Annotated in this window: 17 protein-coding genes; 16 read left to right on the top strand and 1 reads right to left on the bottom strand. The window is 73.2% G+C overall.

The genetic code is table 11. The features are described 5' to 3' along the window. Nucleotides 1-33 precede the first annotated feature (33 nt). From JNO54_RS03335 to JNO54_RS03405, 15 genes are all read left to right on the top strand, one after another. Nucleotides 34-1,377: a cation:proton antiporter domain-containing protein gene (locus tag JNO54_RS03335; protein ID WP_204142615.1), complete on the top strand. Its 1,344-nt coding sequence runs from the start codon at nucleotides 34-36 to the stop codon at nucleotides 1,375-1,377. Further along, nucleotides 1,374-2,693: a serine--tRNA ligase gene (gene serS / locus JNO54_RS03340; RefSeq protein WP_204142616.1), complete on the top strand. Its 1,320-nt coding sequence runs from the start codon at nucleotides 1,374-1,376 to the stop codon at nucleotides 2,691-2,693. The genes JNO54_RS03335 and serS overlap by 4 nt, the downstream gene beginning before the upstream one ends. A gap of 173 nt (nucleotides 2,694-2,866) precedes the next feature. Continuing rightward, a complete protein-coding gene (locus tag JNO54_RS03345; RefSeq protein ID WP_204142617.1) occupies nucleotides 2,867-4,282 on the top strand; it encodes a sensor histidine kinase in 1,416 nt (471 codons plus the stop codon). 71 nt (nucleotides 4,283-4,353) lie between these two features. Then, the gene (locus JNO54_RS03350; RefSeq protein WP_204142618.1) at nucleotides 4,354-5,013 is read left to right on the top strand and encodes a response regulator transcription factor; all 660 of its coding nucleotides are present in this window, start codon (nucleotides 4,354-4,356) and stop codon (nucleotides 5,011-5,013) included. A gap of 69 nt (nucleotides 5,014-5,082) precedes the next feature. Then, complete coding sequence (locus JNO54_RS03355; RefSeq protein WP_204142619.1) at nucleotides 5,083-6,291, top strand: glycosyltransferase family protein; 1,209 nt, start codon at nucleotides 5,083-5,085, stop codon at nucleotides 6,289-6,291. After that, nucleotides 6,278-7,507, top strand: a complete 1,230-nt coding sequence (locus tag JNO54_RS03360; RefSeq protein WP_307818043.1) for a glycosyltransferase — start codon at nucleotides 6,278-6,280, stop codon at nucleotides 7,505-7,507. The genes JNO54_RS03355 and JNO54_RS03360 overlap by 14 nt, the downstream gene beginning before the upstream one ends. After that, complete coding sequence (locus JNO54_RS03365) at nucleotides 7,504-8,646, top strand: glycosyltransferase family 4 protein (RefSeq protein WP_204142620.1); 1,143 nt, start codon at nucleotides 7,504-7,506, stop codon at nucleotides 8,644-8,646. Before JNO54_RS03360 ends, JNO54_RS03365 begins: the two co-directional genes overlap by 4 nt. Beyond that, the gene (locus tag JNO54_RS03370; protein WP_204142621.1) at nucleotides 8,643-10,484 is read left to right on the top strand and encodes an ABC transporter ATP-binding protein; all 1,842 of its coding nucleotides are present in this window, start codon (nucleotides 8,643-8,645) and stop codon (nucleotides 10,482-10,484) included. The genes JNO54_RS03365 and JNO54_RS03370 overlap by 4 nt, the downstream gene beginning before the upstream one ends. Then, on the top strand, nucleotides 10,481-11,608 hold the full coding sequence (locus tag JNO54_RS03375) for an aminoglycoside phosphotransferase family protein (protein ID WP_204142622.1): 1,128 nt from the start codon (nucleotides 10,481-10,483) through the stop codon (nucleotides 11,606-11,608). Before JNO54_RS03370 ends, JNO54_RS03375 begins: the two co-directional genes overlap by 4 nt. Then, on the top strand, nucleotides 11,605-12,729 hold the full coding sequence (locus JNO54_RS03380; RefSeq protein ID WP_204142623.1) for a phosphotransferase family protein: 1,125 nt from the start codon (nucleotides 11,605-11,607) through the stop codon (nucleotides 12,727-12,729). The genes JNO54_RS03375 and JNO54_RS03380 overlap by 4 nt, the downstream gene beginning before the upstream one ends. Further along, nucleotides 12,726-13,109, top strand: coding sequence for a hypothetical protein (locus JNO54_RS03385; RefSeq protein ID WP_204142624.1), 384 nt, complete (start codon nucleotides 12,726-12,728; stop codon nucleotides 13,107-13,109). The genes JNO54_RS03380 and JNO54_RS03385 overlap by 4 nt, the downstream gene beginning before the upstream one ends. Nucleotides 13,110-13,318: 209 nt before the next feature. Beyond that, nucleotides 13,319-14,551: a sensor histidine kinase gene (locus JNO54_RS03390; protein WP_204142625.1), complete on the top strand. Its 1,233-nt coding sequence runs from the start codon at nucleotides 13,319-13,321 to the stop codon at nucleotides 14,549-14,551. Further along, nucleotides 14,548-15,300, top strand: coding sequence for a response regulator (locus tag JNO54_RS03395; RefSeq protein WP_204142626.1), 753 nt, complete (start codon nucleotides 14,548-14,550; stop codon nucleotides 15,298-15,300). The genes JNO54_RS03390 and JNO54_RS03395 overlap by 4 nt, the downstream gene beginning before the upstream one ends. Before the next feature lie 214 nt (nucleotides 15,301-15,514). Next, nucleotides 15,515-16,453, top strand: coding sequence for an ABC transporter ATP-binding protein (locus JNO54_RS03400; RefSeq protein ID WP_204142627.1), 939 nt, complete (start codon nucleotides 15,515-15,517; stop codon nucleotides 16,451-16,453). Next, a complete protein-coding gene (locus JNO54_RS03405; RefSeq protein ID WP_204142628.1) occupies nucleotides 16,450-17,658 on the top strand; it encodes an ABC transporter permease in 1,209 nt (402 codons plus the stop codon). Before JNO54_RS03400 ends, JNO54_RS03405 begins: the two co-directional genes overlap by 4 nt. A 65-nt stretch (nucleotides 17,659-17,723) precedes the next feature. On the opposite strand, the gene JNO54_RS03410 is transcribed toward JNO54_RS03405, so the two are convergent. Then, entirely contained in the window at nucleotides 17,724-18,374 is a 651-nt protein-coding gene (locus JNO54_RS03410; protein ID WP_204142629.1) for a DedA family protein, read from the bottom strand. Between the two features lie 130 nt (nucleotides 18,375-18,504). Here JNO54_RS03410 and JNO54_RS03415 point away from each other — a divergent pair, with 130 nt between their 5' ends. Continuing rightward, complete coding sequence (locus JNO54_RS03415; RefSeq protein ID WP_204142630.1) at nucleotides 18,505-19,158, top strand: TrmH family RNA methyltransferase; 654 nt, start codon at nucleotides 18,505-18,507, stop codon at nucleotides 19,156-19,158. The last annotated feature ends 26 nt before the right edge of the window (nucleotides 19,159-19,184 follow it).

The following is a 19,184-nucleotide window of genomic DNA, read 5'->3' on the forward strand; positions in this document are numbered from 1 at the left end:
CTACCGCAGCGCCGCACGCTTAGGATCGCGGTCATGCCCGCCGACGCCGTCTACCTCGTCGCCGGTATCGCGCTCCTCGTGGCGGTGGTCCTGCCGGTCGCCCTCGACCGGGTGTCGGTGTCCGTGCCCATGGTCCTCGTGCTCGTCGGCGTCCTCGTCGGCTTCCTGCCGATGCCCGAGGGCACCAACCTCGACCCGGTCGACATCCGCCCCACGATCGAGCACGTCGCCGAACTGACCGTCCTCATCGCCCTCATGGGGGTCGGTCTGGCCCTGGACCGCCCACTCAGCCTGCGTCGCCTCGGCACCTGGCGGCGGTGGAGCGCCACCTGGCGGCTGCTGCTCATCGCGATGCCGCTGACCATCGCCGGGGTCTACCTCGTCGGTGCGGTGGCGCTGGGAGTGGCGCCGGCCGCGGCGCTGCTGCTCGGGGCCGCGCTCGCACCGACCGACCCGGTCCTCGCGAGCGACGTCCAGGTCGAGGGCCCGACCGTCGACTCCGCCCCCGGCGAGGAGGACGAGCCGAAAGGGCCCGGTGACCCCGACCACTTCGACGAGGGCGACGAGGTGCGCTTCGCCCTCACCTCCGAGGCGGGTCTGAACGACGGGCTGGCCTTCCCCTTCGTCTACGCCGCGGTCTTCCTCGCCTCGAAGGGGGACCCGGCGCAGTGGGCGCTGCGCTGGGTCGCGTGGGAGCTGGTGGGCAAGGTGGCCATTGGTGTCGTCGCCGGGGTGGTCGTCGGCTGGGTGCTCGGGCGGCTCGCCTTCCAGTCCCGCGCACAGTCGCTGCGGATGGCCGAGAACGGCGAGCCCCTGCTGGCCCTGGCCGCCATCCTCTCCGCGTATGGAGCGGCCGAGCTGGCCGGTGGCTACGGCTTCCTCGCGGTCTTCGCGTGCGCGATGACCATGCGATCGCTGGAGCGGGGCAGCGTCTACCACCAGCACATGCATGCGGTCGTCGAGCGCCTCGAGCGAATCCTCGTCCTGCTCGTGCTCCTCATGATCGGCATCCAGCTCACCCGCGGCCTGCTCGACCACCTCAACTGGCGCGGCGTCGCCCTGGGGCTGGCGCTGATCTTCGTCATCCGCCCGCTGTCCGCGGCGATCGCGCTGCGGGTCGGCATCGGCCACGATGACGAGTGCGGCGACCTTGACTGGCGCGAGCGCGGCGTCGTCGCCTTCTTCGGCGTGCGTGGGGTCGGCTCGATCTACTACCTGGCGTACGCGCTCGGGCAGGCGAACTTCCCCGAGCAGCGGTGGCTGTGGTCGACGGTCGCCTTCACCATCGTCGTCTCGGTCGTCGTCCACGGCGTCGCTGCCCGCCGGAGCATGGCCTGGATCGAGCAGCACCGCGTGTCGATATCCTCGGCCACGTGATCGACATCAAGCTCCTGCGTGACCAGCCCGACGTCGTGCGCGCCAGCCAGCGTGCCCGGGGCGAGGACGACTCCGTCGTGGACGCGATCCTCGCGGCCGACGAGCGCCGACGCTCGACGATCGCCGACTTCGAGTCGGTGCGCGCGGAGCAGAAGGCCTCCGGCAAGGGACTCGGTCCGCTCATGGGCCAGATCGCCAAGGGCAGGAAGGCCGGCGAGGACGTCAGCGCCCTCGAGGCGCAGGCCGACGAGCTCAAGGCGAAGGGGGCCGCGCTCGCCTCGCGGGTCAAGGAGCTCGACGCTGCCCAGGGCGAGGCCCAGGCCGAGCTCGACCGGCTGCTGCGCACCGTCGGCAACGTCATCGAGCCCGGCGTCCCGACCGGCGGCGAGGACGACTACGTCGTCCGCGAGACGGTCGGTCAGATCCGTGACTTCGCGGCCGAGGGCTTCGAGCCCAAGGACCACCTCGCGCTCGCCGAGAGCCTCGACGCCATCGACATGGAGCGTGGGGCGAAGGTCGCCGGCAGCCGCTTCTACTTCCTTACCGGGGTCGGCGCGCAGCTCGAGCTCGCGCTGCTCAACATGGCGGTGGCGCAGGCGACCGCGGCCGGCTTCACGCTGATGATCACGCCGACCCTCGTGTCGCGGGAGGTCATGGCCGGTGCGGGCTTCATCGACGCGCACGAGGAGGAGGTCTACCACCTCCCGGCCGACGACCTCTTCCTCACCGGCACCTCCGAGGTGGCGCTCGCGGGGTACCACGCGGGGGAGATCCTCGACCTCGCCGGCGGCGCCCGCCGCTACGCCGGCTGGTCGACCTGCTACCGCCGCGAGGCGGGCAGCTATGGCAAGGACACCCGCGGCATCATCCGGGTCCACCAGTTCAACAAGCTCGAGATGTTCGTCTACTGCGACCCGGCGGACGCGGCCGCGGAGCACGAGCGGCTGCTCGCGTGGGAGCGCGAGATGCTCGCGAAGGTCGAGCTGCCCTACCGCATCATCGACACGGCGGCGGGCGACCTCGGTGGCCCGGCCGCCCGCAAGTACGACTGCGAGGCGTGGGTCCCGACCCAAGGCCGCTACCGCGAGCTCACCTCGACGTCGAACTGCACCACCTACCAGGCGCGCAGGCTCGGCACCCGCTTCAAGGATGCCGACGGCAAGACCCACGTCGCCGCGACTCTCAACGGCACGCTCGCCACCACCCGCTGGCTCGTCGCGATCCTCGAGAACCACCAGCAGGCCGACGGCTCCGTGCGGGTCCCCGAGGCGTTGCGTCCCTTCCTCGGCCTCGACGTCCTCACGCCGAAGGGCTGACCGTCTCGATGTAAGCGCGCTGGCTGACGCGCGAGTACTCCCCCTCGAGGGCCTCCCGTCGGTCCGCCGGATCGCGCGGGTCCGCCAGCGGGTCGGGCAGTCGCAGACCGTGCGGCTGGCGGCGACACGCTAGGTTCGTGCGGGTCCGTGGGCAGGAGAGGAGGGCGGCTGACATGGCCGAGCGTCAGCTGGGGATCGGGCAGCGCCTCGTCGCGCTCATCACGGCCGTCCTCGCCCTCAGCCTCGTCCTCGCCGGCGCGGTCGCGTACGCCTGGCAGCGCTCCGCCGTCGTCGAGCAGGTCGACGCCGAGCTCCTCCAGGAGGTCGAGGAGCTGCGGCAACGCTCGCAGCAGGCGAACGCCGACGGGCGCCCCTACAGTGACGTCGGCGTCCTCCTCGAGGACTTCCTGCGGTACAACGTCACGGGTGAAGACGAGACGATGGGGGCCTTCGTCGGTGACGACCAGACGCCCACCCTCGTCTCCGGCGGTGACCGCACCGTCGACCTCACGCAGCAAGCCGTCGTCGACGTCGTCCTCGCCGAGCGTCGGCCCGGCGAGGTCGTCCTGCGCACCGTGCGGACCGACACCCAGGCCTTGCGGCTGGCGATCACCTCGGTGCAGGGCGACAGCACCGAGGGCACGCTCGTCGTCGCGATCGACGGGGACAGCCGGCTGGCCAGCCTCACCTCGCTCATGCAGGGCTTCGCCCTGGCGAGCCTGATCACCCTGCTCCTCGCCGGCGGCATCCTCTACGTCGCCGTGCGGCGCCTGCTCGCCCCCCTCGCCGACCTCGCCACCGCCGCCGAGGAGGTGGACGACCGCGACCTCTCCCGCCGGGTCGCGGTCCCGGACCAGCAGACCGAGATCTCCTCGCTCGCGCGCTCCTTCAACCGCATGCTGGACCGGCTCGAGGGGTCCTTCCTCGCGCAGCGACGCTTCCTCGACGACACCGCCCACGAGCTGCGGACGCCGCTGACGATCATGCGGGGCAACCTCGAGGTCCTCGACGTCGAGGACGTCGAGGACGTCGAGGCGGTCCGGCAGATCGAGCTCATCGAGGTCGACCGGATGAGCCGGATCGTCGACGACCTCCTCCTCCTCGCCCGGCTGGAGCGTCCCGACTTCGTCCGGACCGACCGGGTCGACGTCGCGGCCCTCCACGCGGACCTCGTCTCGCTCGTCCGCGCGCTCGGCGAGAGGGAGTGGGTCGACGGGGGCTCGGTCGACGGTCTCGTCCGGCTCGACCGGGACCGGGTCGTCCAGGCCGTGCAGCAGCTGTGCGCCAACGCCGTGAAGTTCTCCGAGCCCGGCACCCAGATCACGCTGACCAGCCGCTGGCGCGGTGAGGGCAGCGGTCGCCGGCTGGCGATCTCCGTCACCGACGAGGGAACCGGCATCGACGAGGCGGAGCAGCAGCGCGTCTTCGAGCGCTTCGCCCGGGTCGAGGAGCACCGGGGCGTCGAGGGGAGCGGGCTGGGGCTGCCGATCGTCCGGGCCATCGCACGGGCGCACGGCGGCACGGTCGAGCTGGACTCGGCCCCCGGCCGCGGCAGCACCTTCACCATGGTCCTGCCTGCCCCGGGCTGAAGGGCCGCCGCTAGCCTGGCCACACCCCCTTCGCCCGTCCCAAGGCACACCCCGCCCTCGGAGGAGACACCGTGGCCCGCATCCTGATCGTCGAGGACGAGGAGCACCTCTCCCGCTTCATCGACAAGGGCCTGCGCAAGGCGGGCTACGAGACCGTCGTCGCGGTCGACGGCATGGCGGCGCTCGAGCACGCGACCGGTGGCGAGGTCGACCTCGTCGTGCTCGACGTGGGGCTGCCGCGGATGGACGGCTTCACCGTGCTCAAGCTCATCAGGGGCATGGACGTCGACGTCCCCGTCATCATGTGCACGGCCCGAGACTCCGCGGAGGACAAGGTCGCCGGGCTCGAGGGCGGCGCCGACGACTACCTCGCCAAGCCCTACACCTTCGCCGAGCTCCTGGCCCGCATCAAGCTGCGGCTGCGTGACCACGGCCCGGCCACGACCGAGGCGACCCGGCTCGAGCGCGACGACCTCGTCCTCGACATCGTGACCCGCGAGGTGACCGTCGGCGGTGAGCCGGTGACCCTCTCAGCGCGTGAGTTCACCCTGCTGCGGGCCTTCGTCGAGCACCCGGGTCAGGTGCTCTCCCGCGAGCAGCTCATCGAGAGGGTGTGGGACGGCGCCGAGACGAGCAGCAACGTCGTCGACGTCTACATCGGCTACCTCCGCGGCAAGATCGGGGCCGCACGCATCCTCACCGTCCGCGGCCTGGGCTACCGCTTCCCCTGAGCGGAGCATGAGAGGGCTCTCAGAAAGAGTTCACGACCCGCTCATCGCGGCGCAGTTCTATTGCTGCCCATGGACATCCGGCCCGCCACCCGTCATGACGCCACCCCGCTGCGGGTCGTCCTGTACTCCCACGACTCGGTCGGCCTCGGCCACCAGCGGCGCAACCTCGCCATCGCCCACGCGCTGAGCCGGCACCTCCCCGAGCTCACCGGGCGGCCCGTGACCGGCCTCCTCCTCACCGGGGTCGAGCGGGTCGTCGGCCACCTGCCGCCCGCCTTCGACGTCGTCCGGCTCCCCGGCATCAGCAAGGGCGGCCTCGGCTACACACCGCGCGAGGTCGACGTGCCGATGCCCGACCTCATCGACGTCCGCCGGGCGATCCTCGCCGGCGCGATCAACGCCTTCACCCCCGACCTCGTCGTCGTCGACCGGCACGCCTTCGGCGTCGACGAGGAGCTCCTCGAGCCGCTGCGTCAGCTGCGCGCCGAGCTGCCCGGCACCCAGGTCGTCCTCGGGCTGCGCGAGGTGCTCGACGAGCCCGAGGTGGCCCAGGCCGAGTGGGAGCGGGTCGGGACCGAGCGGGTCCGCGACCTCTTCGACGCCATCTGGGTCTACGGCGACGAGTCGGTCACCGACCTGCGGCGCACCGGCGCGGTTCCGGAGGCGCTGCACGACCTCGTCGTGCACACCGGCTACCTCTCGCTGGGCCGCACCACCCGCAGCTTCCTGCGCGACCTCGTCCGGCCCTACCTCCTCACGATGGTCGGTGGCGGCCACGACGGTGCCGACCTCTGCCGCGCAGCGGCGCAGGCCACGGTCCCCGAGGGCATGGGCCACTTCGTCGTCGCCGGACCGCAGATGTCCGCCGAGGAGCGCTCCAGCCTCGACGCGCTCGCGGGCCCGCGCACCGAGATCCTCGACGAGGTGCCCGAGGGTCTCCTCGCCATCCGCTCCGCCGAGGCGGTCGCCTGCATGGGCGGCTACAACACCGTGTGCGAGGTGCTGAGCACCGACCGCCCCGCCCTCGTCGTCCCCCGCGAGGTCCCCCGCCTCGAGCAGCTCATCCGGGCCCGGTCGCTGGCACGCACCGGCGCGGTGGACATCCTGCGGGCCTCCGAGCTCACGCCGGAGAGCCTCGGCGCCTGGTTCGCCGCCAACGCCACCGGCAGCGTCGACCGGCGCCACCTGCGTCGCGACGGCCTCGCCGAGGTGGGCCGCCAGGCCGCCGCCCTGCTCACCCCTTCGACCTGCGAGGAGACCGTCCGTGCGGCCGTCTGAGACCACCGTGCGGATCGGCTACGTCGTCAAGGTCTACCCTCGCTTCTCCGAGACCTTCGTCGTCACCGAGATCCTCGCCCGCGAGGCGCACGGCGAGCAGATCGAGGTCTTCGCGCTGCGGCCGACGACCGACACCCACTTCCACGCCGCGCTCGCCCGCGTCCAGGCGCCCGTCCACCACCTGCCGCGTGCCCTCAAGGCCTCGCAGCTGTGGGAGACGATCGCCCGCGGCCACGCCGAGCTCCCCGGCTTCGCCGAGCGGATGGCCGAGCTGCTGCCCCTGACCTCCCGCCTGGAGGCCGACGAGGTCGCGCAGGGCATCGAGCTGGCGCTCGCCGTGCGGGCCCGCGGGATCACCCGCCTGCACGCCCACTTCGCCTCGGCCCAGGCGCGTGTCACGGCGATCGCCGCGGGTCTGGCCGGCATCCCCTGGAGCGTCACGACCCACGCGAAGGACATCTTCCACGAGGACGTCGACCGTGACCTCCTCGCCGACCTCCTCCACGACGCCGAGACCGTCGTCGCGATCAGCGACTACAACGAGCGCCACCTGGCCGGCATCGCCCCGCACGCCACGGTGGCCCGCGTCGCCAACGGCCTCGACCTCACCGGCTTCCCCTACCGCGCGCCCCGCCCGGTCGATGGTCCCCTGCGCGTCCTCGCGGTCGGTCGGCTCGTCGAGAAGAAGGGCTTCGGCGTCCTCCTCGACGCCGCCGTCCGCGCCCGCGCGGCGGGGCTCGACCTGCGGGTCGAGGTCGCCGGCGGTGGTGAGCTGGCGGACGTCCTTGCGGCACAAGCGAACCGGCTCGGCCTCGACGGCATCGTCACCTGGCTCGGCTCCCGTCCCCAGGACGAGGTCCTCGAGCACCTCCGGGACGCCGACGTCTTCGTGGCGCCCTGCGTCGTCGGCGCGGACGGCAACGCCGACGGGCTGCCCACCGTGATCCTCGAGGCCATGGCCGTCGGCACCCCGGTCGTCTCGACCGCGGTGACCGGCATCCCCGAGGTGGTACGCGGCACCGTCGACGAGCCCGAGACCGGCGTGCTGCTCACCCCGGGCGACGTCGAGGGGCTGGCCGGCGCGCTCGCCCGGGTCGCCGCCGCCGACTTCCCGCGTGAGGCCGTCGCCGAGCGCGCCCGCGCCCTCGTCGAGCGCGAGCACGACACCCGCACCCAGGCGAGACTGCTCGCCGTGAGCACCGGGGGTGCGGCATGAGGGTCGCCTATGTCTGCGCCGACCCGGGCGTCCCCGCCTTCGGGACGAAGGGGGCCTCGGTGCACATCCAGGAGATGGCCCGGGCCTGGCGGGCGAAGGGGGCACAGGTGCGCCTCTACCTCGTCCGGGTCGGGGACCACGTCCCTGCGGACCTCGCCGACGTGCCCGTGACGCACATCCCCGTGGCCAAGGCCGCCGAGGGCGGCACCGCCGCCCGCGAGCGTGCCCAGCGCGAGGCGGCGGCCCGGCTCGCCGAGGCCGTGCTCGACGACGGCGCCGACATCGTCCACGAGCGCTACTCGCTCTTCTCGAGAGCCCTGGCCACCGTGACCGAGCGGTCCCGCGCCGTGGGGCTGCTCGAGGTCAACGCGCCGCTCATCGAGGAGCAGGCCACCCACCGTGAGCTCGTCGACGCGGCGGGCGCCCGTGCGGCGCTCACCGTGCAGGCAACGGCGGCCGACCGCGTCCTGGCCGTCTCCGAGCCGGTCGCCGCCTGGGTCCGCGAGCGCGTCCCCGGTGCCCGGGTCGTCGTCACCCCCAACGGCGTCGACCCGCAGCGCATCGGTGCCGTCCGGCACGACGCGAACGACACCCCGACCGTCGTCTTCGTCGGCACCCTCAAGCCGTGGCACGGCGTCGAGCACCTGCTCGAGGCCGCGGCGATGGCCCGGCGCCCGTGGCAGGTCCGCATCGTCGGCGACGGCCCGCAGGCCTCCGCCCTGCGCGCGCGGGCCGATGAGCTCGGTCTCGACGTCGACTTCCGCGGGGCGGTGACCCCGGACGAGATCCCGGCGCAGCTCCAGGGCGCGCACGTCGCAGTGGCCCCCTACCCCGACGGCCAGGACCAGTACTTCTCGCCGCTCAAGGTGCTCGAGTACAGCGCGGCCGCACTGCCCGTGGTCGCGAGCGACGTCGGCCAGCTCGGCGAGCTCGTCCGCGACGGCGTCACCGGGCTGCTCGTCCCGCCGTCCGACCCCGAGGCGCTCGCCGCCGCTGTCGACGGGCTCGTCTCGGTGCCGGACCGTGCCGAGCGGATGGGCCGGGCCGGGCGCTGCCGCGTGCTGAGCCGACACACCTGGGGCCACGTGCTCGACCGGGCGGTCGAGGGTCTCGACCTCGTCGGGGAGCCGGTCGCATGAGCGCGGACCAGCCCTCGGCCCAGAGCGCCGCCCAGACCGCCAAGACCGCCGACAAGGTCACCCTGCGCGGACCCCTTCGTCGCACCCTGGCCCTGCTGCGCCCGCACCTGCCCGACCAGCGCTGGCTCATCGCCGGTGGCTCGCTCGCCCTGGTCCTCGAGGTGCTCTTCCGCGTCCTCGAGCCCTGGCCGGTGAAGTTCGTCGTCGACGCGGTGACCCGCTCCCTCGGAGCGGACCTCGCCTCGGACGGCCCGGAGGCCAGCCGGGCCCTCCTCGGTGCGGCCGCGCTCGCGACGATCTCGCTCGTCGGGCTCCGTGCCGTGTGCAACTACCTCGCGACCGTCGCCTTCGCCCTCGCCGGCAGCCGCGTCGCGACCCGGCTGCGGCAGCGGACCTTCGACCACGTCACCTCGCTCTCGAAGCAGTACCACTCGACGAACCGCTCGGCCGACATCGTCCAGCGCCTCGTCGGCGACGTCGGCAAGCTCCAGGAGGTCGCGGTCACCGCAGGCCTGCCGCTGCTCGTCAACATCTTCACCCTCGTCGTCATGTCCGGCGTCATGCTGTGGCTCGACCCGCTGCTCGCCCTCGTCGTCGTCGCGGCCGCGCTCGTCTTCATGCTCATCTCGCGGGGCAGCACGAGCCGCATCACGACCGCCTCGCGCAAGACCCGCAAGAGCGAGGGCGACCTCGCCGGGGTCGCCCAGGAGGCGATCGGTGCGATCCCGGTCGTCCAGGCGTACACGCTCGAGGGCCAGGTGTCGGAGGCCTTCGGCGGCAGCAACGCCAAGGCGCTGCGCGACGGCGTCAAGGCACGCCGTCTGGCCGCGGGCCTCGAGCGCGCCACCGACGTCGTCGTCGGCGTTGCCACCGCGGTCGTGATCTTCATGGGTGGCTGGCGGGTCATGGAGCAGGCGATGACCCCGGGTGACCTCGTCCTCTTCCTCACCTACCTCAAGACGGCGATGAAGCCGCTGCGTGACATCGCGAAGTACACCGGCCGCATCTCGCGCGCCGCCGCCTCAGGGGAGCGGGTCGCCGACCTCCTCGACGTGCAGCCGGAGATCCGCTCGCCGGAGCAGCCGGTCCGGCTGCGTCGGCTCCGGGGTGCCCTCCGGCTCGAAGGGGTGGTGGCCGGCTACGGGTCGGGTCGTCCCGTCCTCGACGGGATGGACCTCGACATCCCGGCCGGCCAGCGAGTGGCGCTCGTCGGGCCGAGCGGCGCGGGCAAGTCGACCCTGACCGCACTCCTCTCGCGGCTGCAGGACCCCTCCGCCGGCCGGGTGACGCTCGACGGCCACGACCTGCGCGACCTCGACCTCGCGGTGGTGCGGCAGGAGGTGACGATGCTCCTCCAGGAGTCCGTCCTCTTCACCGGGACCATCGCCGACAACATCCGTCAGGGGCGTCCCGAGGCGACCATCGCCGACGTCTGGGCCGCGGCGCGCAAGGCGCGTGCCCACGACTTCATCATGGAGCAGCCGAACGCCTACGACACCGTCGTCGGCGAGCGTGGCTCCACCCTCTCGGGCGGCCAGCGGCAGCGCATCGCCATCGCCCGGGCGGTGCTGCGCGACAGCGCGGTCATCGTCCTCGACGAGGCGACGACGGGGCTCGACCCCCGGAGCGCCGCGTCGGTGCGGACGGCCCTGGCCGAGCTCACCGAGGGACGCACGACGATCGTCGTCACGCACGACGAGGCGACCGCGCGCGAGTGCGACCGGATCGTCTGGATCGAGGACGGCGACGTGCGCTGGCAGGGTGGCCCTGACGAGGAGCTGCCCGAGGGGAGCGCCTTCCGCGTCGATGCGCTCGAGCCGACCGGGAGCGGGTCATGACCACGACGACCGGCTACGCAGACCTCGACGTCGTCCTCGACCCTGACCGCCTCCGGAGCGTCCTCGACCGGGGCGACATCACGGTGACCCGCGTCCGGCACAAGCCGGGTCAGTACGCCGTCGCGGCGCTCGCCGACGACGAGGGCCCGGCCGGCTGGGCCCGGGTGACCGCCGACCTCGACCGCGGCAAGCGGGACGTCGAGCGTGGCGACCGGGTGGGCCGGGAGGTCACGCTGCGGTCGGCCGGTGGTGGGCTCTTCGTCTCCAGCGGTGACCTGTGGAGCGACCCCAAGCTCGCCGGGATCCTCGCCCGGCATGCCGACGTCGTCGACGCCTCGGTCGTCGTACGGCACAACCCTCTGCGACGGCTCGTCCTGCGGCGGGGGGCCGCCCAGATCCGGGTCACCGCCGAGCCGCAGCCCGAGGTCGAGGCGTGGGCACCGGCGCTCCTCGACGAGACGGCCGCCCTCACGGCCGTGCTCCGGGGCCGGTCCGGCCCGCACCTCACCCGGTGGGAGTGGGTGCCGGGGCACAGCCTCGAGCACCGTCTGGGAGCCGACCCGCAGAGCGGCCACGCGTCGGGTGAGCACCTCGGTCGGCTGCTGGCCAGGGTCCACTCCACGCCGCACACGAGCGGACCCTCGGTGCCCGACCTGCCCACCCTCGACCGCGCCGGGCTGAGGCGAGCCGCGGGAGACCTCGGGGTGCTCGACCCCCGCCTCGGTGCGCGCATGGAGTCGCTCGTCCGCACGCTGCCCGAGGCGCGCCGCGCGCCGCGGGTGCTCCTGCACGGCGACTACTCCGCCGACCAGGTGATCCTCACCGCGACAGGTCCGCGCGTCATCGACCTCGACCGCGCGGGCATCGGCCCGGCCGTCCGCGACATCGCCTCCGCCCTCGCCGTCGAGAGCCTGCGCTCGGGCGCTCCCGGTGGCCCCGTCGGCGAAGGCCTCCGGCGCGGCTACGAGGACGCTGGCGGTCGCTGGCCCGCGACCGAGGACCTCGCGGGTGCCACGGCCGCGGCGCTGCTCTCCCGCGCGCAGGAGCCGCTGCGCCAGGCGCGCCCGGACTGGCGGGACGCAACCTCCGGCATCCTCGCCATGATCGCGGACCTCCTGCGATGAGCATCGTCCCCCGGGAGATCCGCGCCGGCGCCGACGTGATCACCGTCGGCCGGGCCTGGCCCCGGTCGGTCTCCGACGACGAGCTGCGGGTCCGCCTCGAGGGCCGCGACCCGCTCGGGCGCCTCCGTGCTGGCGAGGCCACGCTCCGTCGCGACGCCTCCTGCGCAGACTCCGGCTGGACGCTGCGCGACGCGCGACTCACCCCCTTCGCCACCGACGACCGGCTGCCTGGCCTCGAGGGCCTGCGCGGGGACCTCGTCGTGCACCGGGTCGGCCGTCGCGCCGTGGTGCGTCGCGCCCGCGACCACGTCAAGGTCGTGCGGCCCGACAAGGTCGACACGATCGTCGAGGCGCACGCCACCGGTGCGCTCCTCGCCGGCCGGGCCGGGTGGGGGTCACCGAGCGCGCACCCGCTCCCCGGGCGGTCGGGTGCCGTGTCGCTGAGCACCCTGCCCGGAGTGCCGCTCCACGACCTCGGAGCCGGGACCGACCTGCGGGTCGTCCGACGGGCCTGGCGCACCTTCGCCGCCGGGTGGCCCCGGCTCGCCCGACCCGGCGCCGTCGACCTGCCGGTCCACGACGCGGCTGCCGAGGCCGAGCTCACCGGCACCGCCGTGCGTCGGGCTCTCACCGTGTGGGCACCCCCGCCGGAGCTGCGCGACGGGATCCTGGCGCGGCTCGCGGACGTCCGTGCCGCACTGCTCACCGACCCTGGTGACCCGGGCGCCCCGAGCCACCGCGACCTCCATGACAAGCAGATCCTCGTGGGTGAGCGCCTCGGCCTGCTCGACCTCGACACCGCCGCGCTCGCCGAGCCAGAGCTCGACCTCGCGAACCTCCACGAGCACGTCCTGCTGCGCGGGCAGCAGGGCCTGTGGTCGTCCGAGGCCGTCACGGCGGGTGTCGAGGGCGTCGCCGCCGCGGCCGCGACGCTGCGGGTCGACGCGCGCCGGATGGCCGCCTACCGCGCCGCCACCCGGCTGCGGCTCGCGAGCATCTACCTTTTCCGGCCGCGCTGGGCCGCGCAGGCGCAGGGGTGGCTCGCCGCCGCGGTTCATGAGAGCCCTCTCATGGAGTCCTCACCGGCTGGTCATGCACGCCTGGGAGCCTGGAGGACATGAAGCTGATCGCCGCCGTCGTGGGCTTCCTCCTCATGGGGGCCATGTCCGCCGTGCTCTGGGCCCAGGCCACCGAGCCGGCCGAGCCGGCCGTCCCGGGTGTCCAGATCGGGCAGCTCGCCGAGACGAGCAGCTCCTCGACGTCCGGCCCCACGTCGTCGACGACCACGAAGAAGCCGAGCGCGACCAAGAAGCCCAGCGCGACGAAGAAGCCCGCGCCGAAGCCCACCGCGACCCGTGCGCCGCAGCCCGCACCCAAGCCCCGGGCGACCCAGGCTCCCCGCACGGTCGCCCCGCCGCCCGTCGCGCCGCGCGCGACCTACGACGACGATGACGACTGGGACGATGACGACTGGGACGACGACGAGTGGGACGACGACTGATCTCGCCCGCTGACGCGCCCGTCTCCTCCGCACGGGGGAGGCGGGCGTCCGCCGTCCTCTCCTAGGGTGACCGGGTGCCGCTGCTCTCTTCCCTGCGCCGTTTCTTCGCGGTCGACGACCCCTGAGAGCGCCCCGGCCGCGCGCTCACCCGCGGGGACGTCATCGGCACCGCGGTCGTCGCGGTCCTCAGCCTGGCCACCCTCGAGCTGATGCGGGGCGTCGGCTCGCTGCGCCACGTCGAGGAGCCGCTCTGGCAGCAGTGGCTGCTCACCGCCGGGCCGTGCCTGCTGCTCCTCGGCCGGCGCCGCTGGCCGCTCGGGATCCTCGTCGGCGGGTCCGTCGCGTTCTGGGCCATCGCCACCTGCTCGCCGCTCATGGCCAGCCTGCTCACGACCCAGGTCGTCTACTTCACCCTCGTCTTCTCCGGGGTGGCTTGGGCCCGGCGCCGCTCCGAGATGGTGCTCGTCGTCGGCGCGGTCCTGCTGGCGATGGCCGCGTGGCTCGTGTGGGGGTTCGCCGTCGGCAACGTCGTCGACGAGTACATGGGGATCGACGATGCCCAGGCGACCACCGGGGCCCTCCCACCCGTCGTGTCCGGGGTCCTGCTCACCTCGCTCATCAACGTCGTCTTCTTTGGCGGCGCCGTCGGCGGCGGTCAGGTCTCCTGGCGCAACGCCCGGCAGCGGGCCCACCTCGCCGAGCAAGCCCGGACCATCCGCACCCAGGCCGACGAGCTGCAGCGCCAGGCCGTCGTCGAAGAGCGCCTGCGGATCGCCCGCGAGCTCCATGACGTCGTCGCCCACCACGTCTCGGTCATCGGGGTCCAGGCCGGTGCCGCCCGCAAGGTCCTCGACCGCGACCCGGACGCCGCCCGTCAGGCGCTGAGCACGATCGAGGGGTCGAGCCGTGACGCGGTGACCCAGATGCGTGGCCTGCTCGGCACCCTGCGCACGGACCTGGCCGGCGGCGAGGGCGAAGGGGGTGGTGCGGGTGAGCGTGCCGCGGCGGCAGACCGTGGGCCGGAGCCAGGTCTGGAGGACATCGCCGACCTCGTGGCGGAGCGCAGCAGCGCCTCGCTGAGCGTCGTCCACGAGCTGGTCACCGACGGCCCGGACGCCCTCGACCGGGTGCCTGGCGCCTTGGGCCACTCGCTCTACCGCACCGCTCAGGAGTCCCTCACCAATGTCGCCAAGCACTCCACGGCTCGATCCGCCCGCGTCGTCGTGCGCGTCGAGGCGAGCGGCCCGGCCCCCTTCGCCGAGGTCGAGGTGAACGACGACGGGCGGCCCCGGCCCGGCACGTCCGGCTCGGGCCTCGGTCACATGGGCGTGCGCGAGCGCGCCGCCTCGCTCAGCGGGACGGTCGACATCGGGCCCCGGGCGCTCGGTGGCTACCGTGTCCGCCTGCGCGCCCCGCTCACCCCGACGAAGGACCCCGCATGACCGACACCCCTGAGCCCGCACCGACGGCGACCACCGAGGAGGTCCGGCGCGGACCCCTTCGCGTCCTCCTCGTCGACGACCAGCGCCTCATCCGCTCCGGTTTCGCGATGATGCTCTCCGGCGAGGACGACATCGAGGTCGTCGGGGAGGCCGGCGACGGGGTCGAGGCCGTGGCGCAGGCCGCCGAGCTGCGACCCGACCTCGTCCTCATGGACGTGCAGATGCCGCGCAAGGACGGGATCGCCGCGACCGCCGAGATCGTCGCCGCCGGGCTCGGCAAGGTCGTCGTGCTCACGACCTTCGACCGCGACGACTACCTCTTCGACGCGCTCGCCGCGGGAGCCAGCGGGTTCCTCCTCAAGAACGCCGATCCCGACGACCTCGTCGCCGCCGTCCGCGCGGTCGGCGACGGCAACGCGCTGCTCGCGCCCGAGGTGACCCGCCGGGTCATCGCCAAGATGGTCGAGCAGGGACGTGGCGACGAGCTCGCCGGCCCCGGTGGGCAGCCGGGCGGCGAGGCAGCGCCCGCACAGACCGAGCACGACCTCGCGCTGCTCACCGACCGCGAGCGCGAGGTCCTCGTCACCGTGGGGCGCGGGCGGTCCAACGCCGAGATCGCCGCCGAGCTCTTCATCGGTGAGGCGACGGTCAAGACCCACGTCTCGAACGTCCTCGCGAAGCTGCACCTGCGCGACCGCGTCCAGGCGGTCGTCGTCGCTCACGAGACCGGCATCGTCCACACCGGCTGAGTCGCCGCTCATGACTCGCGGGTAGAGCGACCGTTGCCCCAGGAGTCCCGGTGCCCGCCCCCGGTTTGTCAGGGCTCCGGCACCGAGTGGCTCGAGCAACGGTCGTCGGACCCGCGAGTAGCTTCGGGCTCCCCCTCGAGGGGGAGAGGTGCCCGGCCCAGGATCAGTCGCGCGGCTGATCCTCTCGCTCCCCGTCCTTCGTAGGTTCGGTGTCATGACGACGCGACCAGCGACCATCACGGTCTCCGACCTGACCCGCCGCTTCGGCGACCGCACGGTCGTCGACGCGGTGAGCTTCACCGTGCCGGAGGGGCTGATGACCGGCTTCGTCGGCGGCAACGGTGCCGGCAAGACGACGACCATGCGGATGATCATGGGCGTCCTCGGGATCCACGGCGGCGAGGTCCGTTGGGGCGACCACCCGGTGACCACCGCCGAGCGCCGTCGCATCGGCTACATGCCCGAGGAGCGGGGCCTCTACCCCAAGCAGAAGATCCTCGAGCAGCTCGTCTACCTCGCCTCCCTCAAGGGCGTCGACCCGGGCGAGGCGAAGGGGGAGGCCCAGGGTCTCCTCGAGCGGTTCGGTCTCGGGGACCGGGCCGGCGACACGGTCGAGAAGCTCTCGCTCGGCAACCAGCAGCGGGTCCAGATCATCGCGGCCGTCATGTCGCGCCCGGCGGCGCTCGTCCTCGACGAGCCCTTCTCCGGGCTCGACCCGGCGGCCGTCGACTCCATGGCCGACCTGCTCCGTGAGCAGACCGCCCGCGGGGTGCCCGTGCTCTTCTCGAGCCACCAGCTCGACCTCGTCGAGCGGCTCTGCGACCGGCTGGTCGTTCTCGCCGCCGGTCAGGTCCGCGCCGAGGGCACGACCGAGGAGCTCCGCTCGCAGGGGCCGGTCCGCTACCGGCTCACTCTCGCCGGCGACGCCGGCTGGGTCCGCGCGGTCCCCGGGGTGCACTGCGTGGACATCGACGGGCCGACGGCCCTCCTCGAGCTCGATCCCGGCGGCGCACCAGGGGGCGCCGCCGGGGTCGACCCCGCCGATGAGCGCGTCGACCACCTGCTCCGCGAGGGCCTCGCGCGCGGCGGGGTCCGAGAGCTGGTCCGGGTCGTCCCGCCGCTGTCCGCCATCTACCGGGAGGTCACGGCATGAGCCGCACCGACACCCAGCCCACCGACCGCACGAAGAGCTCGGGCACCGCTCCTTGGCTGCTCGTCGCTCGGCGCGAGGTCACGGTCAAGCTCCGGGACAAGGCCTTCATCGGCGGCACGCTGATGTCGCTGGCGATCCTCGTCGCCGTCTTCGGCTTCCAGGCCTGGCAGTCCGAGCGGCACCGCGACGTCACGCTCGTGGCGACACCCGCCGCGGTCGAGATGGCTGACGCCGTCGTCGCTGCGACCCCCGGGATCGACGACAAGATCACGGTGCACCGGGCGGACGCCGCCGACGAGGCCGCCGCCGAGTCCGCGCTCGCCGGGGGCGAGGCCGACGGATGGCTGCACGAGGTGGACGGCGCCTGGACGCTCGTCGGCTACGAGGACCAGGACGGCGCCCTGCAGCAGGTGGTCACCCAGACCGTTGCCCAGCAGGTGCTCGAGGCCAGGGCGCAGGAGGCTGGGACGACGGCCGCCGCGCTCACGCAGGGCAGCGAGGTCCGCACGGCCCTGCTCGAGGGCGATGCCGACCAAGCGGCGCTCGGCCAGGCCGTCGGCTTCATCATGGCGATCCTCTTCTACTTCTCCGCGATGATGTTTGGCATGACGCTCGCGTCGAGCGTCGTCGAGGAGAAGCAGTCCCGGATCGTCGAGATCATCGCGACGTCGATGCCGACGACCCAGCTGCTCGCGGGCAAGATCCTCGGCAACGTCGTCCTCGCCGTCGGCCAGCTCGCGCTCTTCGTCGCCGTGGGCCTCGTCGGGATCACCTTCACCGACCTCGGCTCGATGCTGCCCAGCCTGAGCACCGGCATCCTCTGGTACGTCGCCTTCTACCTCGCCGGCTTCGTCCTCCTCGCGACCCTCTTCGCGGTCGCCGGCGCGCTGGCCAGCCGGGTCGAGGACGTCCAGTCGACGGCCACCCCGGTGACGATGCTGCTCATGGCGGTCTTCTTCTCCGCCCTCCTCGCGAGCGGCACGGTCGCCGAGGTGCTGTCCTGGCTGCCGCCCTTCTCCGCGGTGCTCATGCCGATGCGTCTCGTGTCGGGTACGGCCGACTGGTGGCAGGCGGGCCTCGCGCTGCTCGCGCTCGTCGCCGTCACCGCGGTGGTCCTCGTCGCCGCGACCCGGATCTACCGTCGGGCGCTGCTCCAGACGAGCGGCAAGCTCGGCTACAAGGAGGCGTGGAACGCCGAGGTCTGAGGCGACAGCGCGAAGGGGTGAGCCTCCCTCAGCGGGAGGCTCACCCCTTCGTCGTGCCCGGCGGGTCAGGTCAGGGTGTCGGGGTCGATCTCGTGGTCGGGGTCGTGGCTGCGCCGCTTGTTGCGACGGACGAGGAAGATCACCCAGGCGACGACCGCAAGGACGATGAGCACGTAGATGACCTTGCTGATCGGGTCGATGTACTGCTCGACGACGTGGTACCTCGAGCCGAGGGCGTAGCCGGCGGAGATGAGCGCGGTGTTCCACAGCAGGGAGCCGGCGGTGGTCATCGCGAGGAAGCCGGTGAGCGGCATCCGGTCGACGCCCGCAGGGATCGAGATCAGGCTGCGGATGCCGGGGATGAGCCGGCCGAAGAAGACCGCCTTGCGGCCGTGCCTCGTGAACCACGTGTCGGCCTTGTCGACGTCCGAGACGTCGACGAGCGGCATCCGGTGCGCGATGACGCGCAGCCGGTCCATGCCGACGACCGCGCCGAAGCCGTAGAGGAGCAGGGCGCCGGTCACCGATCCGAGGGTGGCCCAGAGGACGGCCTCGACGATCGTGTACTCCCCGTTGGCGGCGGTGAAGCCGGCGAGCGGCAGGACGACCTCGCTGGGGATCGGCGGGAAGAGGTTCTCGAGGAAGATCGCCAGCGCGATGCCGGGTCCTCCGACGGACTCCATGATCCCGAGGACCCAGTCGATGAGCTGTTGCATGCCGCCCTTCCCGCGGTCGGTGCGCCCCGCGGCGGGGCGTTCGCTCTGCCCAGGGTAGGCGGGGGCGCCTGGGAGTGTGCTGTGCCGGCGGTGTGATCCCTGCCCGGGCGCCGGGCTAGGTTGGTCGACCGTGAGCGAAGGGGTCGAAGGTCGGGTCGTGGGGGTGGGCCCCTGGGACGGGCCGTGGCCGGAGGACGACCGCCTCGACCCCGAGCTGCTCAGGGAGGGCGACCGGCGCAACGTCCTCGACCGGTACCGCTACTGGCGCCACGAGGCGATCGTCGCCGACCTCGAGACGCGCCGGCACGGCTTCCACGTCGCGATCGAGAACTGGGAGCACGACTTCAACATCGGCTCGGTCGTCCGGACCGCCAACGCCCTCGGTGCCGCGGCCTTCCACATCGTCGGCCGTCGCCGGTGGAACCGTCGGGGCGCCATGGTCACCGACCGCTACCAGGTTGAGCACCACCACCCCACCGTCGCGGACTTCGCGGCCTGGGCGAAGGGGGAGGGGCTGACGGTCGTCGGGATCGACAACGTCCCCGGTGCGGTGCCGTTGGAGACCTTCGACCTGCCCCGTGAGTGCGTGCTGGTCCTCGGCCAGGAGGGGCCGGGGATCTCACCGGAGATGCTCACTGCGTGCGACGTCGTCCTCGAGATCGGGCAGCACGGCTCGACCCGCTCGATGAACGCCGGCGCCGCCGCTGCGATCGCCATGCACGCCTGGGTCCGACGTCACGTCCACGGCCAGCGGCCGGCCGGGGCCGCGCCCGAGGTCCCCTAGCGGCTCCGTGCCCGGGTCGGCCTGGG

Origin of the sequence: Janibacter endophyticus (assembly GCF_016888335.1) — a bacterium.
GTDB lineage: Bacteria > Actinomycetota > Actinomycetes > Actinomycetales > Dermatophilaceae > Marihabitans > Marihabitans endophyticum.